This is a genomic window from Bacillus cereus group sp. MYBK101-2 (assembly GCF_051918845.1).
Classification (GTDB): Bacteria; Bacillota; Bacilli; order Bacillales; family Bacillaceae_G; genus Bacillus_A; species Bacillus_A paranthracis.
On sequence record NZ_JBQAIE010000005.1, the window covers coordinates 133,718 to 152,901 of the forward strand.

Here is a 19,184-nt window from a genome sequence, read left to right on the forward strand (position 1 = left end):
TTATGCATCACGTTTTTGTATATGGCACGTTAAGAAAAAAGCAATCGAATGCTCATTATATGCAAGGTGCAATATGCATTGCAGACGAAGCATGGACGTATGGGGGATTATTTGATACAAACGAAGGGTATCCGGCGATGACTTATTCGAATGAAGAAAAGGTGTATGGAGAAGTTTATGAAGTAAATGATGACATATTGCGTAAGTTAGACGAACTAGAAGAATATACTGGTAATGCAGAGACGGATTTATATGAACGAATCACACAAATAGTATTTGATGGTGATAGGGAAATAGAGGCATATGTGTATATCGCTCAAGATAAAAATATGCTAAAGAAAGTTATCATTTCTGGTGATTGGTTGAAGTATCAACAAGGGAAATAATAGCAGCCATAGAGCAGATAGTGGAATTGTCCATTATCTGCTCTTTTATTTTGATACTTTAAAAATTCTTATTATTTAGATAAAATGTAAATATAGGGAAATCAAAAGGAGGATTTTTCATGGGTATCAGAAATTTAGTTTCTCACCTGTAGTAGAAAAATAACGTACAGGAGGAGAATAATAATGAACGAATTAAATGTAAAAGAATTTTATAAAAAACAATTTGAATTACTAAGCTATGATATAAAAAATGAAAATTGGTTGCAGGAAGTTGCGAAAGAAGTACAAGAACAAATTGGATATCCATTTCAAACGATGTTAGAACTAGGAGCTGGAAATGGTGGTTTTGCAAGAGCGATGTCTAATTTGGATGTAAAAATGACTACTGTTGAGCTTGTACCAGAGTTAGTTATGTTTGCTAAAGAACATTCTACTAGTGATATTGAGATTCATTGCGCTGATTTTTATAAAATTAACTTTGAAGAAAAGTTTGATGTTGTTAGTTATTTAGATGGATTTGGTGTAGGGACAGATGAAGAACAATTGGTTTTATTAAAACGAATCCATAATTGGTTGAAAGATGATGGGTGTGCACTTATTGATATTTATCAACCATTATATTGGGAAAAAGCAAATGGACAAGAAATGCCGATTTATTCTGCAATGCGAAAATATGAATATGATAGTGAAAATGCTAGGATGCTGGACCACTGGTGGGAAAAGGATTCTTCAAATGATATCGTGACACAATCTTTACGTTGCTATACGATAGATGAGATTAGTAATTTATGTGCAGAGGCTGGTTTCAGTATAGTTGGGATTTTCCCAGGAGGAGCGTATGACTTTGAAGAGAGGAAATATAAAGAGCAAGCGTCTTTAAATGAATGTTTATCATATCGAATAAAAGTAAAAAAAGAGTAGGGATTAATTCCTTACTCTTTTTGTGCTTTTATAGTGTAAATCATTGACTGTTTTTCGTATTTAACTTTCGTTCGTTTTTAATTCTTATAGATCTTAGTACGATCCCAATTCCAAGAAATATAATAGTAGCAACGACTCCGCTAATAGGGTTTAACCAAAAATCACTGCTGTTAGTAAGTGTAATAATCCCTGTTATTGTAACTAAAACAGTAGGAACGGCATCTTCAATTGCATGCATGATAACGCATGGCCATACTGACTTTGTAAGTCTATATATTTCAACATACATAATAGACCAAGAAACCATAAGTAGACAGCCTGATAAAAGCATATGTAACCTTGAAATAGATTCGAAATATTCATTTGGTAAAAAAACTAAATAATAAGCGGCATGCCAAAGAGCCCAAACTAAACCAGAAATAATATAAATAAACCAATCGTTTAACTTTAGTTCAATGAGCTTAGGAGTTAAATAACCGCGCCATGAAAACTCTTCAAAAATATTTTTAATAAAGTTACCAATAGTAGACATGAATATGAGTGACAATAACGAATATATTTCAAAACTAGTTATGTTAGCTACTCCAAAAATAAGTGCTAAACTTATCGTTATTACTGTAACGAACGGATAAATTAGTATCGCAACGAAGTACCATTTAAAGTTTGCCTTCAAATTTAGTTTTATACTAAAATCATTCCAATCTCGGCTAATAACTCTAAGGAAAATACATGAGAGGAAAGGTAATATTAGCCACAGTCCCATGCCTAAAGAGTTTCCTTCAGGCTGATCTGTTAGAAAAGAATCTAGAATTACGCCAATCCAGCCACTTGCCAATACAATGAACACAAAAATAAGTAAATGTAACTTAAGGGTTTTTCTTTTGGTAGCAGTCATTTTCAATAGACTCCTTTACTCTTATTTTTGACTTTTGTGACCTTGGGTGTTTTATCAATGAAATAATAGATAACTAGAAAAGAAGCTGGAGAGTATGTAAGGGAAACTTAGTTAGATAGTATAAAGTCCTTTTAATCAATAGAAAATAGCGGCTTTTGTATAAACCACTTTATTATATGTGTAGTTGTATGATTTAGATGTTATATATTCTTATCATGTAAAAATCTCATTGGAATTTCAATATTAGAAAGGTGAAAAGTAAGTTTTTTCAGAAAAAACAAATTAAGTCCTTGACTTTATAATTGGATTTTTAATACAATTATATTTCGACTGAAAAATTAGAACGGACAGGAGGGAATCATCAAATGAACAACATTTTTGAAGAAGAGTTACAAAAAATGAAAGATACATTACGTACGATGGATGATCAATTAGAACAGCTTGAAGAAATTCCAGTTTATTACGGCGATGATTTTAAAGAGCAAATTCTTGAAAGTATGAGGGAGTCTAATAGACAAAACTTACGTATTGGGGTACAAGAACCGTACTTTGGTAGATTAGATTTTCAAGAGGATGGCAAGGAAGAAGTTATGCCGATTTACATTGGTAAAGTTGGTGTTTCAGATAAAGATACGATGAAGCCAATTGTAATTGATTGGCGGGCACCGGTCGCAAGTATGTTTTATTCATTTACCGGCGGTGATGAACTAGCATTTTATCAATCGCCAGATGGATTAGTAGAGGGTGATATTTATTTAAAGCGAAATATCTCTATTCGAAAAAGAGAATTAGAACGTGTTGTTGATACATATGTAAAAGGAAATGAAGATGTCTCGCATGCCGATGATTTTCTTCTATATCGATTAGGTGAGAATAAAGATAATAAACTAAAGGATATTGTTTCGACGATACAATCGGAGCAAAATGATATTATTCGTGCGGAAAGAAACTTGCCATTATTAATTCAAGGGGTTGCAGGGAGCGGTAAAACAACGATCGCTTTACATCGCCTTGCTTTTTTAATTTATGAATATCGTGAGCAACTAGAAGCTGAAAGAATGATTGTATTCGCTCCGAATAGTTTGTTTTTAGACTATATTTCGAGTGTGCTTCCTGAATTAGGTGTTGGGAATATTAGTCAAACAACATTTCCGGACTGGGCATTACGTACGTTAGATAATTCGGTGAAACTGAAGCAGACAGAAGAAAAGTTGAAAGAAGCATTTTCTATTAATCGTGATGAAAGAAAGGTTATGCTTGGTAAATTGAAAGGTACGCTAGAATTTAAGTCCTTTATTGAAGAGCAAATGGTTCAATTTGAAAAAGAACTAGTGCCAACAAGTAATTTTGAGGCATGGGATAAAGCTGTTATTCCAGTGGAAGATATAAAAAAATGGATGCAAGTTGAGTATAAACATTATCCATTAAAGAAAAGAAGAGAACGTTTAGTTGGCCGAATGAAGCGCTGGATTGAAATTGAACTAAAAAAGTATGGCGAAACAAATGAGAAGAAATTATTAAAAAAAGAAGCGACAAAGAGATTGAACAGTTATATGAAGTTTTGGCCGAAAATGAGCTCGCTTTCAATATATAGTTCAATATTGAAAAGCAAAGAAATACTCGAAGTATTACCCGAGGAACTTGTGAAAGAAACTGAGAAGAGTTGTCGTAAAAAAGAAGTGTATGTAGAAGATTTACCCGCTATAATTTACATACATCATCGCATAACAGGTATTGAAATCGGGCAGAAATTTCATCACGTCGTTATTGATGAAGCGCAAGATTTCTCACCATTCCAAGTTTATGTATTAAAAGAAATTACATTAGGTAATTCTTTCACTATATTAGGTGATTTATCTCAAGCGATTTATGATTACCAAGGGATTGAAGATTGGAGTGCTTTTAAGGAAGTATTCCAAGAAACAGGCTATTATGAACTGACGAGGAGCTATCGTTCTACAAAAGAAATTATTGAATTTGCGAACGAAATAATTAAAAACGCCGAGATTCCAGTAGGGCTTGCGACACCAGTTTTTCGTAGTGGTGAAGAGGTCAAAGTAATTCAAGCAGAAGATCAATTTAATGAGATTATGAAGACGTTAAAACATTTACAAAATGATGATGTGAAAACAATTGCGGTAATAGGAAGAACAGACGATGAATGTCGCGATATATATGAGAAATTAACAAAGGCAGGAGTAGCTGTAAACGTCATTGAAGCAGATCAAAGTAAATATGAAGGTGGTATTTCAGTAGTACCTGTATACTTGGCAAAAGGGCTAGAATTTGACGCTGTTCTACTCATTGATGTTGATGAAGAACATTACAAAAATACAAAACACGATGCGAAGTTACTATATGTCGGATGTACGAGATCACTTCATGATTTATGGATTTTCCATAGTGGGGAAGCATCGCCTTTAATTAACGGATTAAAATAAAAATGAAACGCAAGAGGCTTTTCTAGTAACAAAAAGAAGGACCTCTTGTTTTTTCATATAAAGGTTCGGGGAGAGAATAACAATGATTACAAAAGTAATAACGAAAAGAAATTGGGGAATCGCAAAGATAAATGGAGAAATTAATGAAGCCTCATTAAAAGAAGAGGGATTTATTCATTGTTCGTTTTTTGAACAAGCTTTAAAAGTCGCAGAAAAACATTTTAGTCATGAAGAAGAAGTTTTATTACTAACAATTGATCTAACTCTGTTAAAAGCAGAAATAAAATATGAACTTGCTTCTAACGGCCAAGAATATCCGCATGTTTACGGAGCAATTAATATAGATGCAATTATAGATGTTGTTCCATTGCTTAAGGAAAAAGGGGAATTTATATTACCAGAGTTACAAAGTTAAGCGTGTTATAAGTAAGCTAGAAAAGCACAAATTACAAATTTGTGCTTTTTATTATCCGTTTTTTGGTAAAATATTGTTTTTTTTTTGTCACACTAATACTGTACGACACATAGTATAAAACATATACTGTATGACATATAGTAATGAAAATGAGGTGAATACATGGATGCTTTATTAAATTCGTTAATTACTGAACTAAGAAGAGGCACATTAACATTAGCAGTTTTAAGCCAATTAAGAACGCCGCAGTATGGATATTCACTTGTCCAATTATTAGAGAAATCAGGAATCGTAATCGATCAAAGTACTTTATATCCACTACTTCGCCGGTTAGAAAAGCAAGAGCTAGTGACGAGTAGTTGGGATAAAACAGAGAGTAGACCTCGTAAATATTATGTTTTAACTGAATACGGATTAGAAATATTCCAGCAGTTGAGAAAGGAATGGATAAAGGATTCGAAAGAACTTCATAACTTATTAAAGGAGGAGGACAAGAATGAATTTGATTAATATTTATGTCGAGGAAGTAGCGAAGAGATTACCTGAAAAAAATCGTGAAGATATTATTCTTGAGCTACGGTCAACAATTGAGGATATGTTGCCTGATGATTATAATGAAGATGATGAAAAAAGGGTTCTTGAAAAATTGGGGAGTCCGGTTTCATTAGCTAATGGATATTTGGATAGACCGATGCATTTAATTGGACCGCGTTATTTTGATGTATATACGACATTATTAAAAATGATCATTCCAATTGCAGTTGTTATTGCACTCATTGCAATGGTTGCAGAAAATTTTTTAAGTTATACTGGTGATCAAGCTGTATTAAATGTTATTTTACAAGTAATAGGTAAAGGCATTGGAGAAATTTTTGAAGTAGCCCTCCATGTATTTTTCTGGTTAACACTCGTATTTGCTATTTTAGAAAGAACGGATAAAAACAAAGATACCGAGCCGTTGACGACAAGTTTAAAAAAGTGGACGCCAGATGATTTGAAAAACACTTCGCATATTCCGAAGAAAAAAGCAATCTCCAAGTTTGAAGTTTTTGGAGGGTTAATGTGGACGGCAATATGGGCTACACTTTATTTTTATGCGAATCATCTCGTTGGCGTATACAGTGGTACGGGAAGTGGATTGAAGTTTGTCGCGCCAACGTTTAATCAAGATGTGTTACTTCAGTATTGGCCAATCGTTGTGATGATAATTGTTTTTGAAATAGCGATATCTCTTTATAAGTTAGTACAGGGACAATGGACGAAAAGATTGGCAATCGGGAATGCTATTCTCCAAATAGCTGGAACGATAGTATTCATTATAATTGTAGTAAATCCGCACATATTTACCGATGGATTTATTACGTTTGTGGCAAATGTGTTCACTATTTCTCCGGAAGAACTTAAAAAGTGGCTAATTAGTGGGGGTATTCTCATTTACGTTTTATCTGCTGCATTAAACATTTATGATGGCTTTCGAAAAGCTAGTGTTCGTGTAACAAATAGGTAGTTAAAAAGAGAACGTATATGAAAGGAAGAAAACGATGATAAGGGAAGCAACGGAAAAAGATGTAATATACATTTTAGATATTTATAATGATGCGATACTGAATACAACTGCTGTATATACGTATAAACCCGTAACCCTTGAAAATAGAATAGATTGGTATGAACAAAAAAAGGCTGATGGTTATCCGATTTTTGTATACGAACTAGATAATAAAGTAGTAGGATTTGCGACATTCGGTCCGTTTAGAGCTTGGCCTGCCTACAAATATTCAATTGAGCATTCTGTGTATGTTGATAAGGAATATAGAAAATGTGGGATTGGAACTTCTTTGATGAGAGCATTGATCACAATTGCCAAAGAAAGAGAATATATGACTTTAATTGCTGGAATTGATGCGGAAAACGAGAAAAGTATTGCCTTACATGAAAACTATGGATTTGTTCATGCTGGGACGATTAAAAAGGCTGGTTATAAGTTTAATAAATGGCTAGATTTAGCTTTTTATCAATTGGAGCTTAATGGTCCTAAAAATCCTTTAGAAGAATAGAGATTTTTCGTAAACATGTATCTTTTAGGTAGCAAGGAGTAATTCATGCTACCTTTTTTTATTGTAAAAGCCTATTTAATCTGCAAAAAAGGGGTTTTTACATTCTATATTGAATGATTAAAGGGGATAAAACGATATGAAATGAGGAATGAAAATGGAAACTGTCATTCAAAAAATGAAAGAGATACAATCTGATCATGTTGGGATAGCTATTTATTCTGCAAAAAGTAATCGTATAGTTGCTTCATATAATAGTGAATTAAATATTCCGTTAGCATCGGCAGCAAAAGTAGTAATCGGATTTGTAGTAGCGCAAATGGTGAAGGAAAATAAACGTAATTGGCATGATATACTTCATCATGTTAAATTTAATCCAAATGAAGATAGTGCGCAGTTGTATCCACATTTACAAGGAAGAAGGAATTTAACACTTAGTAAAGCAGTAGAAGTGATGATAGCATGTCATGATAGTTACGTTGCACAGTCAGTTGTAATGTACTGTGGTGGATGGGATGCTGTGAAAATGTATGTCCAAACGTATTTTTCAAAAATTCATATACAAGAGGACGCTAGAGATGAGAAAAATGTTGGAGAATTAAATGAAGTTCTTTCACTTTTAGTACATATTTTTCAAGGGTATAAATCAGAAGCAGAATTATGGGAACCAATTATTAGCGGCATGGTAAGACAGCAAGGTGAATATGAAGGAATACATTCATATCACTTAGCTCATATGACAGGTGGACTATCTTCAGCTACAATAAATATTGGTATAATAGGAATATTTAACAAATTCCCGTTTCTTTATGTTATTGGGGGAAAAGATTTACCTAATCGACGTGAAAATAAAGAGGTAGATGAAGCTTTTGCAGTAGCTTTGAAGTACATATACAAAGAATATAGTGAAAGCATGCTAGGAGTGAGTAATTGAAAAGAAACTTAAAGACATCAACAATCATTATGTTAATTGTAACGATTATTGCTCTTGAAGTGGGTATCGCACTATACGATCACAATTTGTCATTAGATACTATTTATTTTGCAGCGATCCTCATTTGTATTGTATTACTTTTTGGTACACGTGTTTCTGAGAAGAAAGAGAGACGAAGAAAAACAGCTCTTTTATTTTGGCCATCTATTTTACTGTCTATCGCTTCTTTTGCAGTTATAAGTTACATAAGAATAGGCTATGTTTTTGTACCAGGTATAATTGGCTTTTCATGCTTTGTTATTTATGGTGGTTTCGTATTTATTAGTATGTTAAAAAGGAAAAGTAAAAATGAGAGGTAGCTTACTAAGTTGAAAGGAAGAGATATATGAAACGCATAGAGAATGGTACTCGCATAGAAGGAGAATATATAAAGAATAAAGTCATTCAATATAACATGTCTATTTTAACAGATGAAGCAAAACAGCCGATGGAACAAGTAAGTTTTGTTCTGAAAGATGAGGCTGGGAAAATCTTTGGCGGGGTAACAGGAACGATGTATTTTTATCATCTTCATATAGATTTTTTATGGGTTGATGATTCAGTTCGTCATGATGGTTATGGTAGTCAACTATTACATAAAATTGAAGATATTGCGAAGGAAAAAGGTTGTAGATTAATATTATTAGATTCATTTAGTTTTCAAGCGCCAGAGTTTTATAAAAAGCATGGCTACCGAGAATATGGTGTTGTTGAAGATCATCCGAAAGGACATAGCCAACATTTTTTAGAGAAGAGGTTATAGTATTCGTGTTTTACAAAAAAGTGGATTTTAAAAGCATCGCCAATAAGGCGATGCTTTTTTTAGTTTATAGAAACTAATCAATCTGATGCAATTATGCGAAGAAATAGTTCGATTCGTATTACAAGGATTTTCTTTTTTTACTATTCAAATAGCTTATTCATTAAATCTTGTATTTCACGTCTTCTTTTATCTGTTTCATCCTTATCAATTGTATACGTATCATCCTCTATTATAAGAACATCACCCTCTTTTGCAGTGGAAGGGAGTTTGGATTTAGGTACATCAATTGTTACGTTATTCACTTCAATAACTGCTAGTTCGCCTTCAAAACGGTCAATAATACCTCTCTTCATAATTATCTCTCCGTTCTTACAGAAATGTTAGAACCATCACTATTAATAATTACAGTTCCATTTAAATCAGTTCTATATACCTTAACAGACATTGCATTTAACTTTGCTAAAGTTTCTTGAGTAGGATGGCCATATCGGTTACCTGCACCTGCACTGATTACAGCGATACTTGGTTTCACTGCATCTAAAAATGGCTGAGAAGAAGATGTCTTACTTCCGTGATGGCCAGGTTTTAATACATCGGATTTTAGGCCGGAACCATACGTTGCAACCATATCTTTTTCACTTTTAGATTCAGCATCACCAGTAAATAAGAAAGATTTGCTGCCATGTGTTACTTTTAATACAGCACTCCACTCATTTAGATCGTTACCGTATTCTTTAACAGGAGCTAAAAATTGTGAGTTTAAACCATTGATTGGTAAAGTTACTCCAGACTTCGCTTCTTTAATAGTTAACCCTTTGTTAGCTACTGCAGTTAAAAAGTCTTTAAACGTTTGTGTCGTATGACTTACTTTAGGTGCGTAAACGTTTTTTACATTCATAGCATAAAGTATTTCATCCAATCCGCCTACATGATCGGCATCAGGATGAGTGGCAATCATATAATCGATAGTTTGGAATCCTAATCCTTTTAAATAATTTGCTACTACTTTACCTTTTCCGTTGTTACCACCATCAATAAGGATTGTTTCGCCACTTGGAGATTTAATAAAAGTAGCATCACCTTGTCCTACATCAATATAATGAACTTCTAACTCGCCTTTAGGCTTAGGAAGAGCCGGACGGAAACTAGGTTCTAATACACGAGCTAAAAATGCAGCGAACTGTTCACGAGTTACTTTTACATCTGGACCAAATGTACCATCAGGAAATCCAGCTGTAATATTATTTTGAGCTAAAATTTTGACATAATTGTAACCCCAATGAGTAGATGGAACATCAGGGAAATTGACGTCTGCACCTGTAGGTTGCAAATTAAAAGTTTTAACTAAAACTACTGCCATTTCTGCACGAGTTAATGAACGGTCAGGGAAATAGTTTGTTTCACGTTGTACAATGTTATTATGTGCTAACTTATGTACAGAATCATAGTAATAGATACCTTTGGCTACATCGGAAAAAATATGATTATAGCTAGATGGTTTTTCTAATTTTAATGATAAATCTAGCATTAAGGCCATTTGTCCACGAGTTACATCATCACCCGGTTTAAAAGTTCCTTCTGGCGTACCATTAATGATACCTTTATCCGATAAATAGTTAATTTCCTTAATTGCCCAATGATTAGATTGGACATCTGGGAAAGCTTTAGCACTTGTAAGATTTGGAATGAACAATGTTAAAATCATGACAAATGCTGTTAGTAATAAACTAAACTTTTTCAAAAAATCGCCTCACTTAATGTATTTTTTACCTTATTAACTTTACCATTTCTTACAAGTAATTCAAAGTTTAATAGGTAAATATTTAATTAGTTGTTTTGTATTTCCATAAATTTGTTAATTTGAAATGATCTAACTTAATAGAGGAGATAGGAAAGGTATTAGAGAATTGTTTATATTGCAATTGTAAAATCCATATTATAAATTTATAAAATCATTTATAATAATTTATATCATGTTAAATGGGAGAAAGAAAATGTATACGTATAAATTACAAGATGAGAAACCAATCTGTTCAGAAAAATTAAAGAGGCTTTACGATTCTGTCGGTTGGTGGCCAGAAAGAAAAGAAATCGATATTCAAAAAATGTTAAAAAACAGTATAGCAATTGGGGTATGGAAAGAAAATGAGTTAATTGGTTTTGCTAGAGTTGTTTCAGATGGTGTTTTTCGAGCGTACTTAGAAGATGTTGTTGTGCATGAGAGTGTAAGAAATAAAGGTATTGGTGAGAAGATGCTTACAATGTTGCTTGAAGAGATATCTCATATCAATATTGTGAGCCTATTTTGTGGAGAGAAGCTTATAAAGTTTTATGGTCAAAAACAATTTCAAGCGACGAAACAAATTGTGATGCATCGTAATCAAATAGTAAAAGAAATATGAGGTGTGAATGAGAATGAAGGCAACAAGAGCATATTGTGTATCGAAAAGAAAAGCGACAGAAGATTCTCCTGATGGTTGGAATGCAACATGTATGAGGCTAAATAATAAAATATTTGCGATATTGAACCATGAAGAAGGCGAAAAAGCGACAATTACATTAAAATGTGATCCAGAACTTGCGCTAAGATTAAGAGAAGAGTATCCAGAAACAATCATTCCGGGGTATCATATGAATAAAAAACATTGGAATACGGTGTATATACATAAAGATGTAGAACAGGTACAAATTAATAAGATGATTGATTGGTCGTATGATTTAGTTCTACAATCATTTTCAAAGAGAAAGCAGCAAGAGTTATTAGATTAATATGTATAAGGGGTGGATGTATTGAAAGACACGATCAAAGATACATATGATAAATTAGCGAGTACATATAAAGAAAATCTAGATGTGGCAAATCCATATAACAGCTATTATGAAAGACCAGCGATGATGGAGATGGTTCCAAAGAAATTAGAAGGGAAGAGTATACTAGATGCCGGATGTGCAGCTGGATGGTATACTTCTCAATTTGTAGAAAGAGGAGCAAATGTTACTGCAATTGACGTAAGTTATGAAATGGTAAAAGCTGCAAAGGAAAGTATGGGTGATAAGGCAACGTTTCTTTGTCATGACTTGCAAGAAATATTACCGTTTGAAGATCATACTTTTGATGTAATTGTAAGTTCGTTAACCCTTCATTATTTAGAAAATTGGAATCAAGTATTTCAGGAGTTTCGTCGCGTACTGAAGCCAGGTGGAGAATTTATATACTCCATTCATCATCCTTTTATGGATTTTACAAAGTTTACTTGTAAAAATTATTTCGAAAAACAATTATTATTAGATACTTGGGTTAAACCAAACATTACAATTGAAGTTGAATTTTTTAGAAGGTCACTTCAAGACATTATGAATGAAACAACAAATTATTTTGTGTTAGAAAAAATGGTTGAACCGAGGCCCGTTGAAAAGATGAAAGAAGTAAATGAAAAATCTTATCATTATTTAAATACAAATCCACATTTTCTTATTGTTAAAGCAGTGAATAAATAGCTAGTAAAATGATTATATTTTACTAGCTATTTTGCAGTTTTAAATGATGAAATAGGAGTTTTGAAATGAATACGAAACGAAATAGATTACTATACGCAATGTTTACAATCCTTGTTATTATTTTAGGGCTTAGTTCAAGAAAGTTTGCTTTCGCGCTGCCGCCTCTATTAAATGATTATTTAGGTGATGCTTTATGGGCGTTAATGATTTTCATTGGATTCGGATTTTTATTTCCTAAAATAGCGACGAAGAAATTGGCTTTTATTAGTTTAATGTTTTGCTACGGGATTGAAGTGAGCCAATTGTACCATGCCGAATGGATAGATAGCATTCGTGCAACGACTTTAGGTGGACTCGTGTTAGGTTATGGATTTTTGTGGAGTGATTTAGTGGCTTACACAATTGGTGTTGGAATAGGATTTCTTTTTGAGTTGATTTTACGGAAGAAATAAGTGAGTTTAAATGGGGGGATTTATTATGAGGGATATATTAGAAATTGTAAAATTTTGGTTTTGTGATTATGATGTCAAAGCTACTGAAATAAAAGCAAATGTAATAAAGATTCATTGTAATAATAAATCTTATATTTTAAAGGAGAAGGGATCGATAAAACAGCTTTTAGTTGAAATAAACGCATTAGAACAGCTTGAGGAAAAGGGGGTTAAAGTACAAAGAATAGTTAAAACGAGTAATAATGAAAGGTATGTATTTTACAAAGAGAAGTATTATTGTGTGTATGAATATGTTGCTGGAGATGTACTTGAAATAAAAGATATAGAAAATCTGAAAGAGCTAGGAGGCACAATCGGGGAAGAAATAGCGTATCTACATCAAGTTCTTAATTCAATAGATAGTGGAAATGGGTTCGCAAAGAGAGATTTATACAAGGTAGTATACGGTTGGGCTTTACCTATTTTAGAAAGGAATGAGCATGTTCATCAGGATGTAATTCGAAAAATGAATCAAATACATACAAATTTCAAGGAAACAATCCGCCCATTACGAAAACAAGTCATTCATCGCGACATGCACTTATCAAATGTAATCTTTAAAGAGAATGAATTTCAAGGATTTATAGATTTTGAACTGTTAGAAAAGAATATTAGAGTATTTGATTTATGTTATTGTTGTACGAGTATTTTGAGTGAATTATATAGTGATAAAGAATTAAGAGAGAAATGGCAACATATCATTAGTAAAATTTTTGAAGGGTATAATAAGCAGGGCGTTTTAACGCGAGAAGAACTACAATCCATTTGGTATGTTATGCTTTCTATTCAAGTTATATTTATTACTTATTTTGTTCAGTTAAAAGATTTATTAAAGTTAAATGAAGAGATGTTTTTCTGGATTTTTGCTAATAAAGAGGCTATTGAAGAGTCAATAGAAAGGATCGCACGAAAATGAAAAAAATTATATTAATAGGTTCTGGTGGTTCAGGAAAATCTACACTAGCAAGGCAGTTAGGAAATAAATTAAATATTAAAGTACATCATCTTGATGCGTTATTTTGGAAACCGAATTGGGAAGGGGTACCGAAAGAGGAGCAAAGAACGGTTCAAAATGAATTAGTTAAAGAAGATGAGTGGATTATTGATGGGAATTATGGTGGGACAATGGATATAAGAATGAACGCAGCTGATACAATTATTTTTCTTGATATTCATAGAACAATATGTGCTTATCGTGCTTTTAAAAGAGTTATACAATATCGAAATAAAACAAGACCGGATATGGGCGCGGGATGTAAGGAAAGATTTGATTTGCAATTTTTTAAATGGATATGGGAATATCCTAAGACGAAGCGACCTACAATTTTAAAGAAGTTAAATCAATTGAGTAAGGATAAAGATGTTATTATTTTAAAATCTACAAATGAAGTAAGACTATTTTTAGAGAAGTACAATGCTATAAATGGTTAGATTATAAAAAGAAATAACCTGGGGGTATAGAATTGGATAGATTTATTAGGCTAGTTGATTCTAATATGGTGAAAATTCCAGCAGGAAAAGTAGAATTAAGAGATGATCGAATAAAGAAAGAATGGAAAGTCCAAGTTAATTCGTTTCTTCTTGCAAAGTATGTTGTAACGATGGAATTATATGATGCGATTACGAATCATACATCAAATTTATCCAAAGATAAAAACAAACCAGTTGTAATTTACATAGATGACCTTGGATTTAGGCTCGCTAAGTCCATTTAGAAAAATTATAAGAGCAAAATAATATAGATAAGATTTAAAGTAAGGAGTGTTTTAAGTGGCACGTGTTTTATTCATTAATGCTGGATCAGAAGGACATATAAATCCAACGTTGCAAGTTGTAGAAGAATTAGTTTCGCGTGGGGAAGAGGTAGTTTATTTTTCAATAGAAGCTTTCAGAGAACGTATTGAAAAAACAGGGGCTATTGTAAGAACAATTGACGACCAAAGGTTTATAAAAGCATTTCTTTCCGGTGGCCGAAATTATTTGCAGGAAAGAATAAATGGCCTTCTACATACAGCAGATGTTATTATACCAAGTGTTCTTGAACAAATTGAAGGAGAACATTTTGATTATATGATTCATGATTCGATGTTTGGCTGTGGCCGTATAATTGCTCAAATTTTAAAGCTTCCGGCAATAAATTCCTGTACATCTTTTGCACAAGATGAAAAATCATTTCAACAAATGTTAGATCACTTGTCTAAAAGTATCCCAGTGAAAGTTCAGGAGAGGATACATAATGATTTTGAAAGATTAACTAAGGAGGTTGCGGAAAAGTATAGTGTTGAAATAAACTCACCATATGAAGTTTTCTGTAATCCAGCGTCACTTACTATTGTATATACAATAAAAGAGTTCCAGCCTTTTGGAGATATGTTTAATGAAACATTTAAATTTGTAGGTCCATCCATCCCTGCACAAGTAAAAAATGAAGACTTTGATTTTACTTCAATTGAAGAAAAAAGCCCGATTTACATTTCGCTAGGCACTGTTTTTAATGAAGCGCTTGATTTTTATAAACTGTGTATGAAGGCGTTCGAGAATAGCGAGCATACTATTGTGATGTCTATTGGTAATAAAACGAACATAAGTGATTTAGGTGAAATTCCTAAAAACTTCATTGTGAAAAACTATGTATCACAAACGAAACTACTTGCATATACAAAGTTGTTTATTACACATGGTGGAATGAACAGTACACATGAAGGGCTATATAACGGGATTCCACTCATTGTAATTCCGCAAAGTGCGGATCAGCCAGTAATCGCAAAGCAAGTGGAGAATCTAGGGGCTGGGATTAAGTTATCTATGAAAGAATTAACTGAAGAACAATTACGTGAAAGTGTAGAACTTGTATTAAATAATCCATCATATAAAGAAGTTGTATTGAATTTGAAGGAATCTTTCCGAAAATCTGGTGGCTATCAGGAAGCTGCTGATGAGATTTTTACATTTATAGGTCAATAATAAATAGAAAAGTAAACATGAGAAGAGTGTCTATATGAAATGAAATAGACACTCTTTTTTATATGAAGCGGAGAATTCGTTGTTTTGAAATGTTAAATATTCTGTTTTGTAAATTCGGACCATAGTTTTACGTGTTACTAATGCTTTCATCATTTCTGCACAACTTCTGCACATAATTTGATGATTTCTATGTCATGATATATTCATCAAGTGAAATGTTTCACAAGAAATGAAATATATTTTCACTGCGGTGTATGCATAACACACACATACATCGTTACAAGATTGTCTCTTGTTATTCTTTTACATCGAAGCCCACATTACACTACGAATTATAACAAGAAGGGGACAGGAACATGAAGAATCGCTTTTTAAAACAACTACAAAATATGAAAATGAACAAAAAAAGTTTAGGAGCTGTAGCATTAACAGCCGGAATTATTGGCACGACACTTATTCCTCAAAACGCATACGCGCACGGTTTTGTTGAAAAGCCGAGCAGCCGATCTGCTTTATGTAGTCCAACTTATGGTGCACTAAATGTAAACTGCGGAAGTGTTATGTATGAACCACAAAGTTTGGAAGCTCCAAAAGGGTTCCCGCAAACAGGCCCAGTTGATGGTCAAATCGCTTCTGCAGGTGGTAAGTTTGGTGGTATTTTAGATCAACAAACTGCCGATCGTTGGTTTAAAAATACAATTACAGGCGGGGAAAATACATTTACGTGGAAATATACAGCGCCTCACTTAACGAGCAAATGGCATTACTATATTACAAAAAAAGGATGGAATCCAAATAAAGCGCTCACAAGAGCAGATTTTGAACCAATTGGAACTGTGCAACATGATGGTTCTGCAGCCTCAAATCATTTAACTCACAAAATCAATGTACCTACTGATAGAAGTGGATATCATGTAATTTTAGCAGTATGGGATGTAGCTGATACTGCAAATGCATTTTATAATGTAATTGATGTTAATCTCATCAATGATGTGAAACCAGATACAGAAGCTCCAAGTATTCCAAATGGAATTCAGGCACAAAAAATAACAGCGAATAGTATAGAACTAGCTTGGAACGCTTCTACGGATAATATAGGGGTAAAAGGATATCAAATTTTCCGTAACGGAGAGATGGTTGATACAGCAACAGGAACTCATTTTATTGATAAAAAATTACAACCAAGTACAGAATACTCTTATACTGTAAAAGCAATTGACACAGCTGGAAATGTATCGAAAGAAAGTGCAACGCTTACAGTGAAAACAACAGTTGAGGCTCCTGATACAGAAGCACCAACACAACCAAAAGGATTACATAGTATGGGAACGACAGCGTCAAGTGTGGATCTAATGTGGAGTCCTTCTGACGATAATATTGGTGTAGACCATTACGATATTTATAGAGAAACAAAAGGATCAATGGAAAAAATTGCAACATCCAATACGACTTCTTATATGGATAAATATTTACTCTCTAATACTACTTATAAATATGTAGTGAAAGCTGTTGATGTAGCTGGAAATGAATCTGTACAGAGTGATATATTCATAATTACTACAAAAACTGAAAGCGTTTCATATGAAGAATGGGATGCAAAGAAAGCATATGAAAAGGGAGATAAAGTTCTACACGAGGGAAAAGTATATGAAGCAGTCCAAAGTTATAAAGGAAATGGGGATCCAAACTGGATTTATGCCTTATCATTATGGAAAACAGTGTAAGATTTACCTTGGTATGAACTAAGAGATAATGGGCTTTGATGCAAAAGGACATCTTGAGAATTCATTTTTCTATAAATAAAAAAGGGCAGTATATGAATACATAAAGTAGTTTCATATACTGCCTTTTTTATTATGATAACATTTTCGTCATAAGTATATGCGGAATGCCATCTTCCATAAATACATCAGAAGAGGTTTGATAACCTAGTTTTTTATAAAATCCTTCAGCCTGTGTTTGACCGTGTAGTTTTACTTTTGTTGATTCTTTTTCACGAGCAATTTCTTCTAACGTTTGAATAATTACTTTTCCTAAACCGTATTTACGATAGTCTTTTAAAATACAAATACGTTCTAATTTTCCAGTTCCATCAACAAATCGTATGCGACCTTACCAACAGGAAGATTGTTATAATAAACTAAAATATGTTTACATTTCTCCCCGATTTCATCAAACATATCGAATTCATCTTCAAGTGGAACATTTTGTTCTTTTACAAATACTTCTTTTCGAATATGAAAGGCAGTTTCTAAATCTGTAAGTTCTGTTATGAGTTTGGAGTGCAAATTGTTCAATCCTTTCTAGTGTAATGTGCTTTTGTTTTCATAGTATATCATAACGTTACGTAATAACGAGAAAATATAAAAAAGCTGACTGTAAGAGTCAGCGTTCATTATAATTCCTGTATCCCGTTTTTTGTTCCAATAATCGCCTTACTAGTCATATTAACAAACAATCCGGTTTCAACTACACCAGTAATCATTTTTAATCTTTTGTGTAAATCGGAAGGAGTAGGTATATGATTAGGGAATATACAATCGATAATCATGTTATTATTATCGGTTATAAACGTTTCATTATTTTTTAAGCGTAACGTTGTTTGACATCCTAAAGATTGAATTTTACTTTCGGTTTGTTTCCATGCAAAAGGTATGATTTCAATAGGTAATGGAAAAGTCCCTAAACGTGTCACAACTTTTGATTCATCAACGATAATGATAAGTTCTTTCGAGGAGGAGGCTACAATTTTCTCACGAAGTAATGCACCACCGCCTCCTTTAATAAGCTGTAAATTAGAATCAATTTCATCAGCGCCATCAATTGTAAGATCAAGACTTTGTACGTCGTTTAACGAAATCAACGGAATATTTAGCTGCTGTGCCAATGCTTCCGTTTCCTTTGATGTCGGGACAGCTTGAATTGATAATCCCTCTTTTACACGTTGACCTAATTTTTGTATCGTCCAGTATGCGGTTGATCCTGTACCAAGTCCAACTTTCATGCCATCTTTTACAAAGTTAGCAGCATATTCACCAGCTATCTGTTTTAAATCCATCGCTTTACTCCGCCGGACGTGGTCCAGCATCAAGACCTGAACTTTCAGCTGTAAGTACTGGACGAACTACTATATCCTTATGTACACGCATTTGACAAGATAATCGTAAATGATCTTCAATTCCTTTTTCTGTCATCGCATTTTTTTCATTCGCACTCGCTTCACAAAAATCACCGGCTATAATTTCTACTCTACAAGTTGTGCAACGTGCTTTTCCGCCGCAACGATGGAGTATGTTTACACCGTTATCTTCAATTGCTAATACTAATTTTGTGCCTTCTTTTACATCAAAAGTTCCCGCACCTTCAATTGTTAATTTTGGCAAATT

Annotated in this window: 23 protein-coding genes and 2 pseudogenes; 19 read left to right on the forward strand and 6 right to left on the reverse strand. The window is 33.2% G+C overall.

What is annotated here, in order from left to right:
• Positions 1-2 precede the first annotated feature (2 nt).
• Both ACTFSI_RS13055 and ACTFSI_RS13060 read left to right on the forward strand, forming a co-directional pair.
• Positions 3-386, forward strand: coding sequence for a gamma-glutamylcyclotransferase family protein (locus ACTFSI_RS13055; RefSeq protein WP_138321889.1), 384 nt, complete (start codon positions 3-5; stop codon positions 384-386).
• 183 nt (positions 387-569) lie between these two features.
• Positions 570-1,307 carry a class I SAM-dependent methyltransferase gene (locus ACTFSI_RS13060; RefSeq protein ID WP_138321890.1) on the forward strand — a complete coding sequence of 246 codons (738 nt, stop codon included), beginning with the start codon at positions 570-572 and terminating at the stop codon, positions 1,305-1,307.
• 40 nt (positions 1,308-1,347) lie between these two features.
• Here the strand turns inward: ACTFSI_RS13060 and ACTFSI_RS13065 are convergent, their stop codons facing one another.
• Complete coding sequence (locus tag ACTFSI_RS13065; RefSeq protein WP_000127500.1) at positions 1,348-2,202, reverse strand: CPBP family glutamic-type intramembrane protease; 855 nt, start codon at positions 2,200-2,202, stop codon at positions 1,348-1,350.
• Positions 2,203-2,567: 365 nt separating this feature from the next.
• On the opposite strand from ACTFSI_RS13065, the gene ACTFSI_RS13070 reads away from it, so the two are divergent.
• From ACTFSI_RS13070 to ACTFSI_RS13105, 8 genes are all read left to right on the forward strand, one after another.
• The gene (locus ACTFSI_RS13070; RefSeq protein WP_440045425.1) at positions 2,568-4,643 is read left to right on the forward strand and encodes a HelD family protein; all 2,076 of its coding nucleotides are present in this window, start codon (positions 2,568-2,570) and stop codon (positions 4,641-4,643) included.
• An 82-nt stretch (positions 4,644-4,725) separates the two neighbouring features.
• Complete coding sequence (locus ACTFSI_RS13075) at positions 4,726-5,058, forward strand: DUF952 domain-containing protein (protein WP_044792161.1); 333 nt, start codon at positions 4,726-4,728, stop codon at positions 5,056-5,058.
• Positions 5,059-5,220: 162 nt separating this feature from the next.
• The gene (locus tag ACTFSI_RS13080; protein ID WP_138321892.1) at positions 5,221-5,568 is read left to right on the forward strand and encodes a PadR family transcriptional regulator; all 348 of its coding nucleotides are present in this window, start codon (positions 5,221-5,223) and stop codon (positions 5,566-5,568) included.
• Positions 5,555-6,565: an HAAS signaling domain-containing protein gene (locus tag ACTFSI_RS13085; protein WP_138321893.1), complete on the forward strand. Its 1,011-nt coding sequence runs from the start codon at positions 5,555-5,557 to the stop codon at positions 6,563-6,565. The genes ACTFSI_RS13080 and ACTFSI_RS13085 overlap by 14 nt, the downstream gene beginning before the upstream one ends.
• 34 nt (positions 6,566-6,599) lie before the next feature.
• Positions 6,600-7,112 carry a GNAT family N-acetyltransferase gene (locus ACTFSI_RS13090; protein WP_000617502.1) on the forward strand — a complete coding sequence of 171 codons (513 nt, stop codon included), beginning with the start codon at positions 6,600-6,602 and terminating at the stop codon, positions 7,110-7,112.
• A 154-nt stretch (positions 7,113-7,266) separates the two neighbouring features.
• The gene (locus ACTFSI_RS13095; RefSeq protein WP_044792165.1) at positions 7,267-8,043 is read left to right on the forward strand and encodes a serine hydrolase; all 777 of its coding nucleotides are present in this window, start codon (positions 7,267-7,269) and stop codon (positions 8,041-8,043) included.
• A complete protein-coding gene (locus tag ACTFSI_RS13100; RefSeq protein ID WP_138321894.1) occupies positions 8,040-8,402 on the forward strand; it encodes a hypothetical protein in 363 nt (120 codons plus the stop codon). Before ACTFSI_RS13095 ends, ACTFSI_RS13100 begins: the two co-directional genes overlap by 4 nt.
• Before the next feature lie 26 nt (positions 8,403-8,428).
• On the forward strand, positions 8,429-8,845 hold the full coding sequence (locus tag ACTFSI_RS13105; RefSeq protein ID WP_044792169.1) for a GNAT family N-acetyltransferase: 417 nt from the start codon (positions 8,429-8,431) through the stop codon (positions 8,843-8,845).
• A gap of 140 nt (positions 8,846-8,985) precedes the next feature.
• Here ACTFSI_RS13105 and ACTFSI_RS13110 read toward each other — a convergent pair whose 3' ends face one another.
• Both ACTFSI_RS13110 and ACTFSI_RS13115 read right to left on the reverse strand, forming a co-directional pair.
• Entirely contained in the window at positions 8,986-9,198 is a 213-nt protein-coding gene (locus ACTFSI_RS13110; protein WP_000820164.1) for a DUF3006 domain-containing protein, read from the reverse strand.
• A gap of 2 nt (positions 9,199-9,200) precedes the next feature.
• Positions 9,201-10,586 (reverse strand): S-layer homology domain-containing protein, encoded by a 1,386-nt coding sequence (locus ACTFSI_RS13115; protein ID WP_138321895.1) that lies wholly within the window; start codon positions 10,584-10,586, stop codon positions 9,201-9,203.
• Positions 10,587-10,839: 253 nt separating this feature from the next.
• Here ACTFSI_RS13115 and ACTFSI_RS13120 point away from each other — a divergent pair, with 253 nt between their 5' ends.
• The 9 genes and pseudogenes from ACTFSI_RS13120 to ACTFSI_RS13160 all read left to right on the forward strand — a co-directional run bounded on the left by ACTFSI_RS13120 (position 10,840) and on the right by ACTFSI_RS13160 (position 17,522).
• Positions 10,840-11,247 carry a GNAT family N-acetyltransferase gene (locus ACTFSI_RS13120; protein WP_000288942.1) on the forward strand — a complete coding sequence of 136 codons (408 nt, stop codon included), beginning with the start codon at positions 10,840-10,842 and terminating at the stop codon, positions 11,245-11,247.
• A 13-nt stretch (positions 11,248-11,260) separates the two neighbouring features.
• Positions 11,261-11,614 carry an MmcQ/YjbR family DNA-binding protein gene (locus ACTFSI_RS13125; protein WP_000648514.1) on the forward strand — a complete coding sequence of 118 codons (354 nt, stop codon included), beginning with the start codon at positions 11,261-11,263 and terminating at the stop codon, positions 11,612-11,614.
• A gap of 21 nt (positions 11,615-11,635) precedes the next feature.
• Positions 11,636-12,343: a class I SAM-dependent methyltransferase gene (locus ACTFSI_RS13130; protein WP_138321896.1), complete on the forward strand. Its 708-nt coding sequence runs from the start codon at positions 11,636-11,638 to the stop codon at positions 12,341-12,343.
• 65 nt (positions 12,344-12,408) lie between these two features.
• Complete coding sequence (locus ACTFSI_RS13135; RefSeq protein WP_001093436.1) at positions 12,409-12,795, forward strand: DUF2809 domain-containing protein; 387 nt, start codon at positions 12,409-12,411, stop codon at positions 12,793-12,795.
• Positions 12,796-12,820: 25 nt separating this feature from the next.
• Complete coding sequence (locus ACTFSI_RS13140; RefSeq protein ID WP_001204722.1) at positions 12,821-13,750, forward strand: phosphotransferase enzyme family protein; 930 nt, start codon at positions 12,821-12,823, stop codon at positions 13,748-13,750.
• Positions 13,747-14,265 (forward strand): DNA topology modulation protein, encoded by a 519-nt coding sequence (locus ACTFSI_RS13145; RefSeq protein WP_000720549.1) that lies wholly within the window; start codon positions 13,747-13,749, stop codon positions 14,263-14,265. Before ACTFSI_RS13140 ends, ACTFSI_RS13145 begins: the two co-directional genes overlap by 4 nt.
• Positions 14,266-14,297: 32 nt before the next feature.
• Positions 14,298-14,504, forward strand: a pseudogene (locus ACTFSI_RS13150) (formylglycine-generating enzyme family protein); the annotation flags it as partial.
• 100 nt (positions 14,505-14,604) lie between these two features.
• Entirely contained in the window at positions 14,605-15,798 is a 1,194-nt protein-coding gene (locus tag ACTFSI_RS13155; protein ID WP_000124898.1) for a macrolide family glycosyltransferase, read from the forward strand.
• A gap of 356 nt (positions 15,799-16,154) precedes the next feature.
• Complete coding sequence (locus tag ACTFSI_RS13160; protein ID WP_139895362.1) at positions 16,155-17,522, forward strand: lytic polysaccharide monooxygenase; 1,368 nt, start codon at positions 16,155-16,157, stop codon at positions 17,520-17,522.
• Positions 17,523-17,652: 130 nt separating this feature from the next.
• Here the strand turns inward: ACTFSI_RS13160 and ACTFSI_RS13165 are convergent.
• The 3 genes and pseudogenes from ACTFSI_RS13165 to ACTFSI_RS13175 all read right to left on the reverse strand — a co-directional run bounded on the left by ACTFSI_RS13165 (position 17,653) and on the right by ACTFSI_RS13175 (position 19,181).
• Positions 17,653-18,086: pseudogene (locus ACTFSI_RS13165) on the reverse strand (GNAT family N-acetyltransferase).
• A gap of 107 nt (positions 18,087-18,193) precedes the next feature.
• Positions 18,194-18,856: a ribose 5-phosphate isomerase A gene (gene rpiA, locus ACTFSI_RS13170; protein WP_138321897.1), complete on the reverse strand. Its 663-nt coding sequence runs from the start codon at positions 18,854-18,856 to the stop codon at positions 18,194-18,196.
• Positions 18,857-18,860: 4 nt separating this feature from the next.
• Positions 18,861-19,181 (reverse strand): 2Fe-2S iron-sulfur cluster-binding protein, encoded by a 321-nt coding sequence (locus ACTFSI_RS13175; RefSeq protein ID WP_001125377.1) that lies wholly within the window; start codon positions 19,179-19,181, stop codon positions 18,861-18,863.
• Positions 19,182-19,184 lie beyond the last annotated feature (3 nt).

What these genes read in the sequence shown, in the direction of transcription:
- ACTFSI_RS13140 (WP_001204722.1), top strand. Translation starts at nt 12,821, where the DNA reads ATGAGGGATATATTAGAAATTGTAAAATTTTGGTTTTGTGATTATGAT.
- ACTFSI_RS13120 (WP_000288942.1), top strand. Translation starts at nt 10,840, where the DNA reads ATGTATACGTATAAATTACAAGATGAGAAACCAATCTGTTCAGAAAAA.
- ACTFSI_RS13065 (WP_000127500.1), bottom strand. Translation starts at nt 2,202, where the DNA reads ATGACTGCTACCAAAAGAAAAACCCTTAAGTTACATTTACTTATTTTT.
- ACTFSI_RS13060 (WP_138321890.1), top strand. Translation starts at nt 570, where the DNA reads ATGAACGAATTAAATGTAAAAGAATTTTATAAAAAACAATTTGAATTA.
- ACTFSI_RS13125 (WP_000648514.1), top strand. Translation starts at nt 11,261, where the DNA reads ATGAAGGCAACAAGAGCATATTGTGTATCGAAAAGAAAAGCGACAGAA.
- ACTFSI_RS13095 (WP_044792165.1), top strand. Translation starts at nt 7,267, where the DNA reads ATGGAAACTGTCATTCAAAAAATGAAAGAGATACAATCTGATCATGTT.
- ACTFSI_RS13070 (WP_440045425.1), top strand. Translation starts at nt 2,568, where the DNA reads ATGAACAACATTTTTGAAGAAGAGTTACAAAAAATGAAAGATACATTA.
- ACTFSI_RS13055 (WP_138321889.1), top strand. Translation starts at nt 3, where the DNA reads ATGCATCACGTTTTTGTATATGGCACGTTAAGAAAAAAGCAATCGAAT.
- ACTFSI_RS13105 (WP_044792169.1), top strand. Translation starts at nt 8,429, where the DNA reads ATGAAACGCATAGAGAATGGTACTCGCATAGAAGGAGAATATATAAAG.
- ACTFSI_RS13090 (WP_000617502.1), top strand. Translation starts at nt 6,600, where the DNA reads ATGATAAGGGAAGCAACGGAAAAAGATGTAATATACATTTTAGATATT.
- ACTFSI_RS13075 (WP_044792161.1), top strand. Translation starts at nt 4,726, where the DNA reads ATGATTACAAAAGTAATAACGAAAAGAAATTGGGGAATCGCAAAGATA.
- ACTFSI_RS13135 (WP_001093436.1), top strand. Translation starts at nt 12,409, where the DNA reads ATGAATACGAAACGAAATAGATTACTATACGCAATGTTTACAATCCTT.
- ACTFSI_RS13160 (WP_139895362.1), top strand. Translation starts at nt 16,155, where the DNA reads ATGAAGAATCGCTTTTTAAAACAACTACAAAATATGAAAATGAACAAA.
- ACTFSI_RS13110 (WP_000820164.1), bottom strand. Translation starts at nt 9,198, where the DNA reads ATGAAGAGAGGTATTATTGACCGTTTTGAAGGCGAACTAGCAGTTATT.
- ACTFSI_RS13145 (WP_000720549.1), top strand. Translation starts at nt 13,747, where the DNA reads ATGAAAAAAATTATATTAATAGGTTCTGGTGGTTCAGGAAAATCTACA.
- rpiA (WP_138321897.1), bottom strand. Translation starts at nt 18,856, where the DNA reads ATGGATTTAAAACAGATAGCTGGTGAATATGCTGCTAACTTTGTAAAA.
- ACTFSI_RS13085 (WP_138321893.1), top strand. Translation starts at nt 5,555, where the DNA reads ATGAATTTGATTAATATTTATGTCGAGGAAGTAGCGAAGAGATTACCT.
- ACTFSI_RS13080 (WP_138321892.1), top strand. Translation starts at nt 5,221, where the DNA reads ATGGATGCTTTATTAAATTCGTTAATTACTGAACTAAGAAGAGGCACA.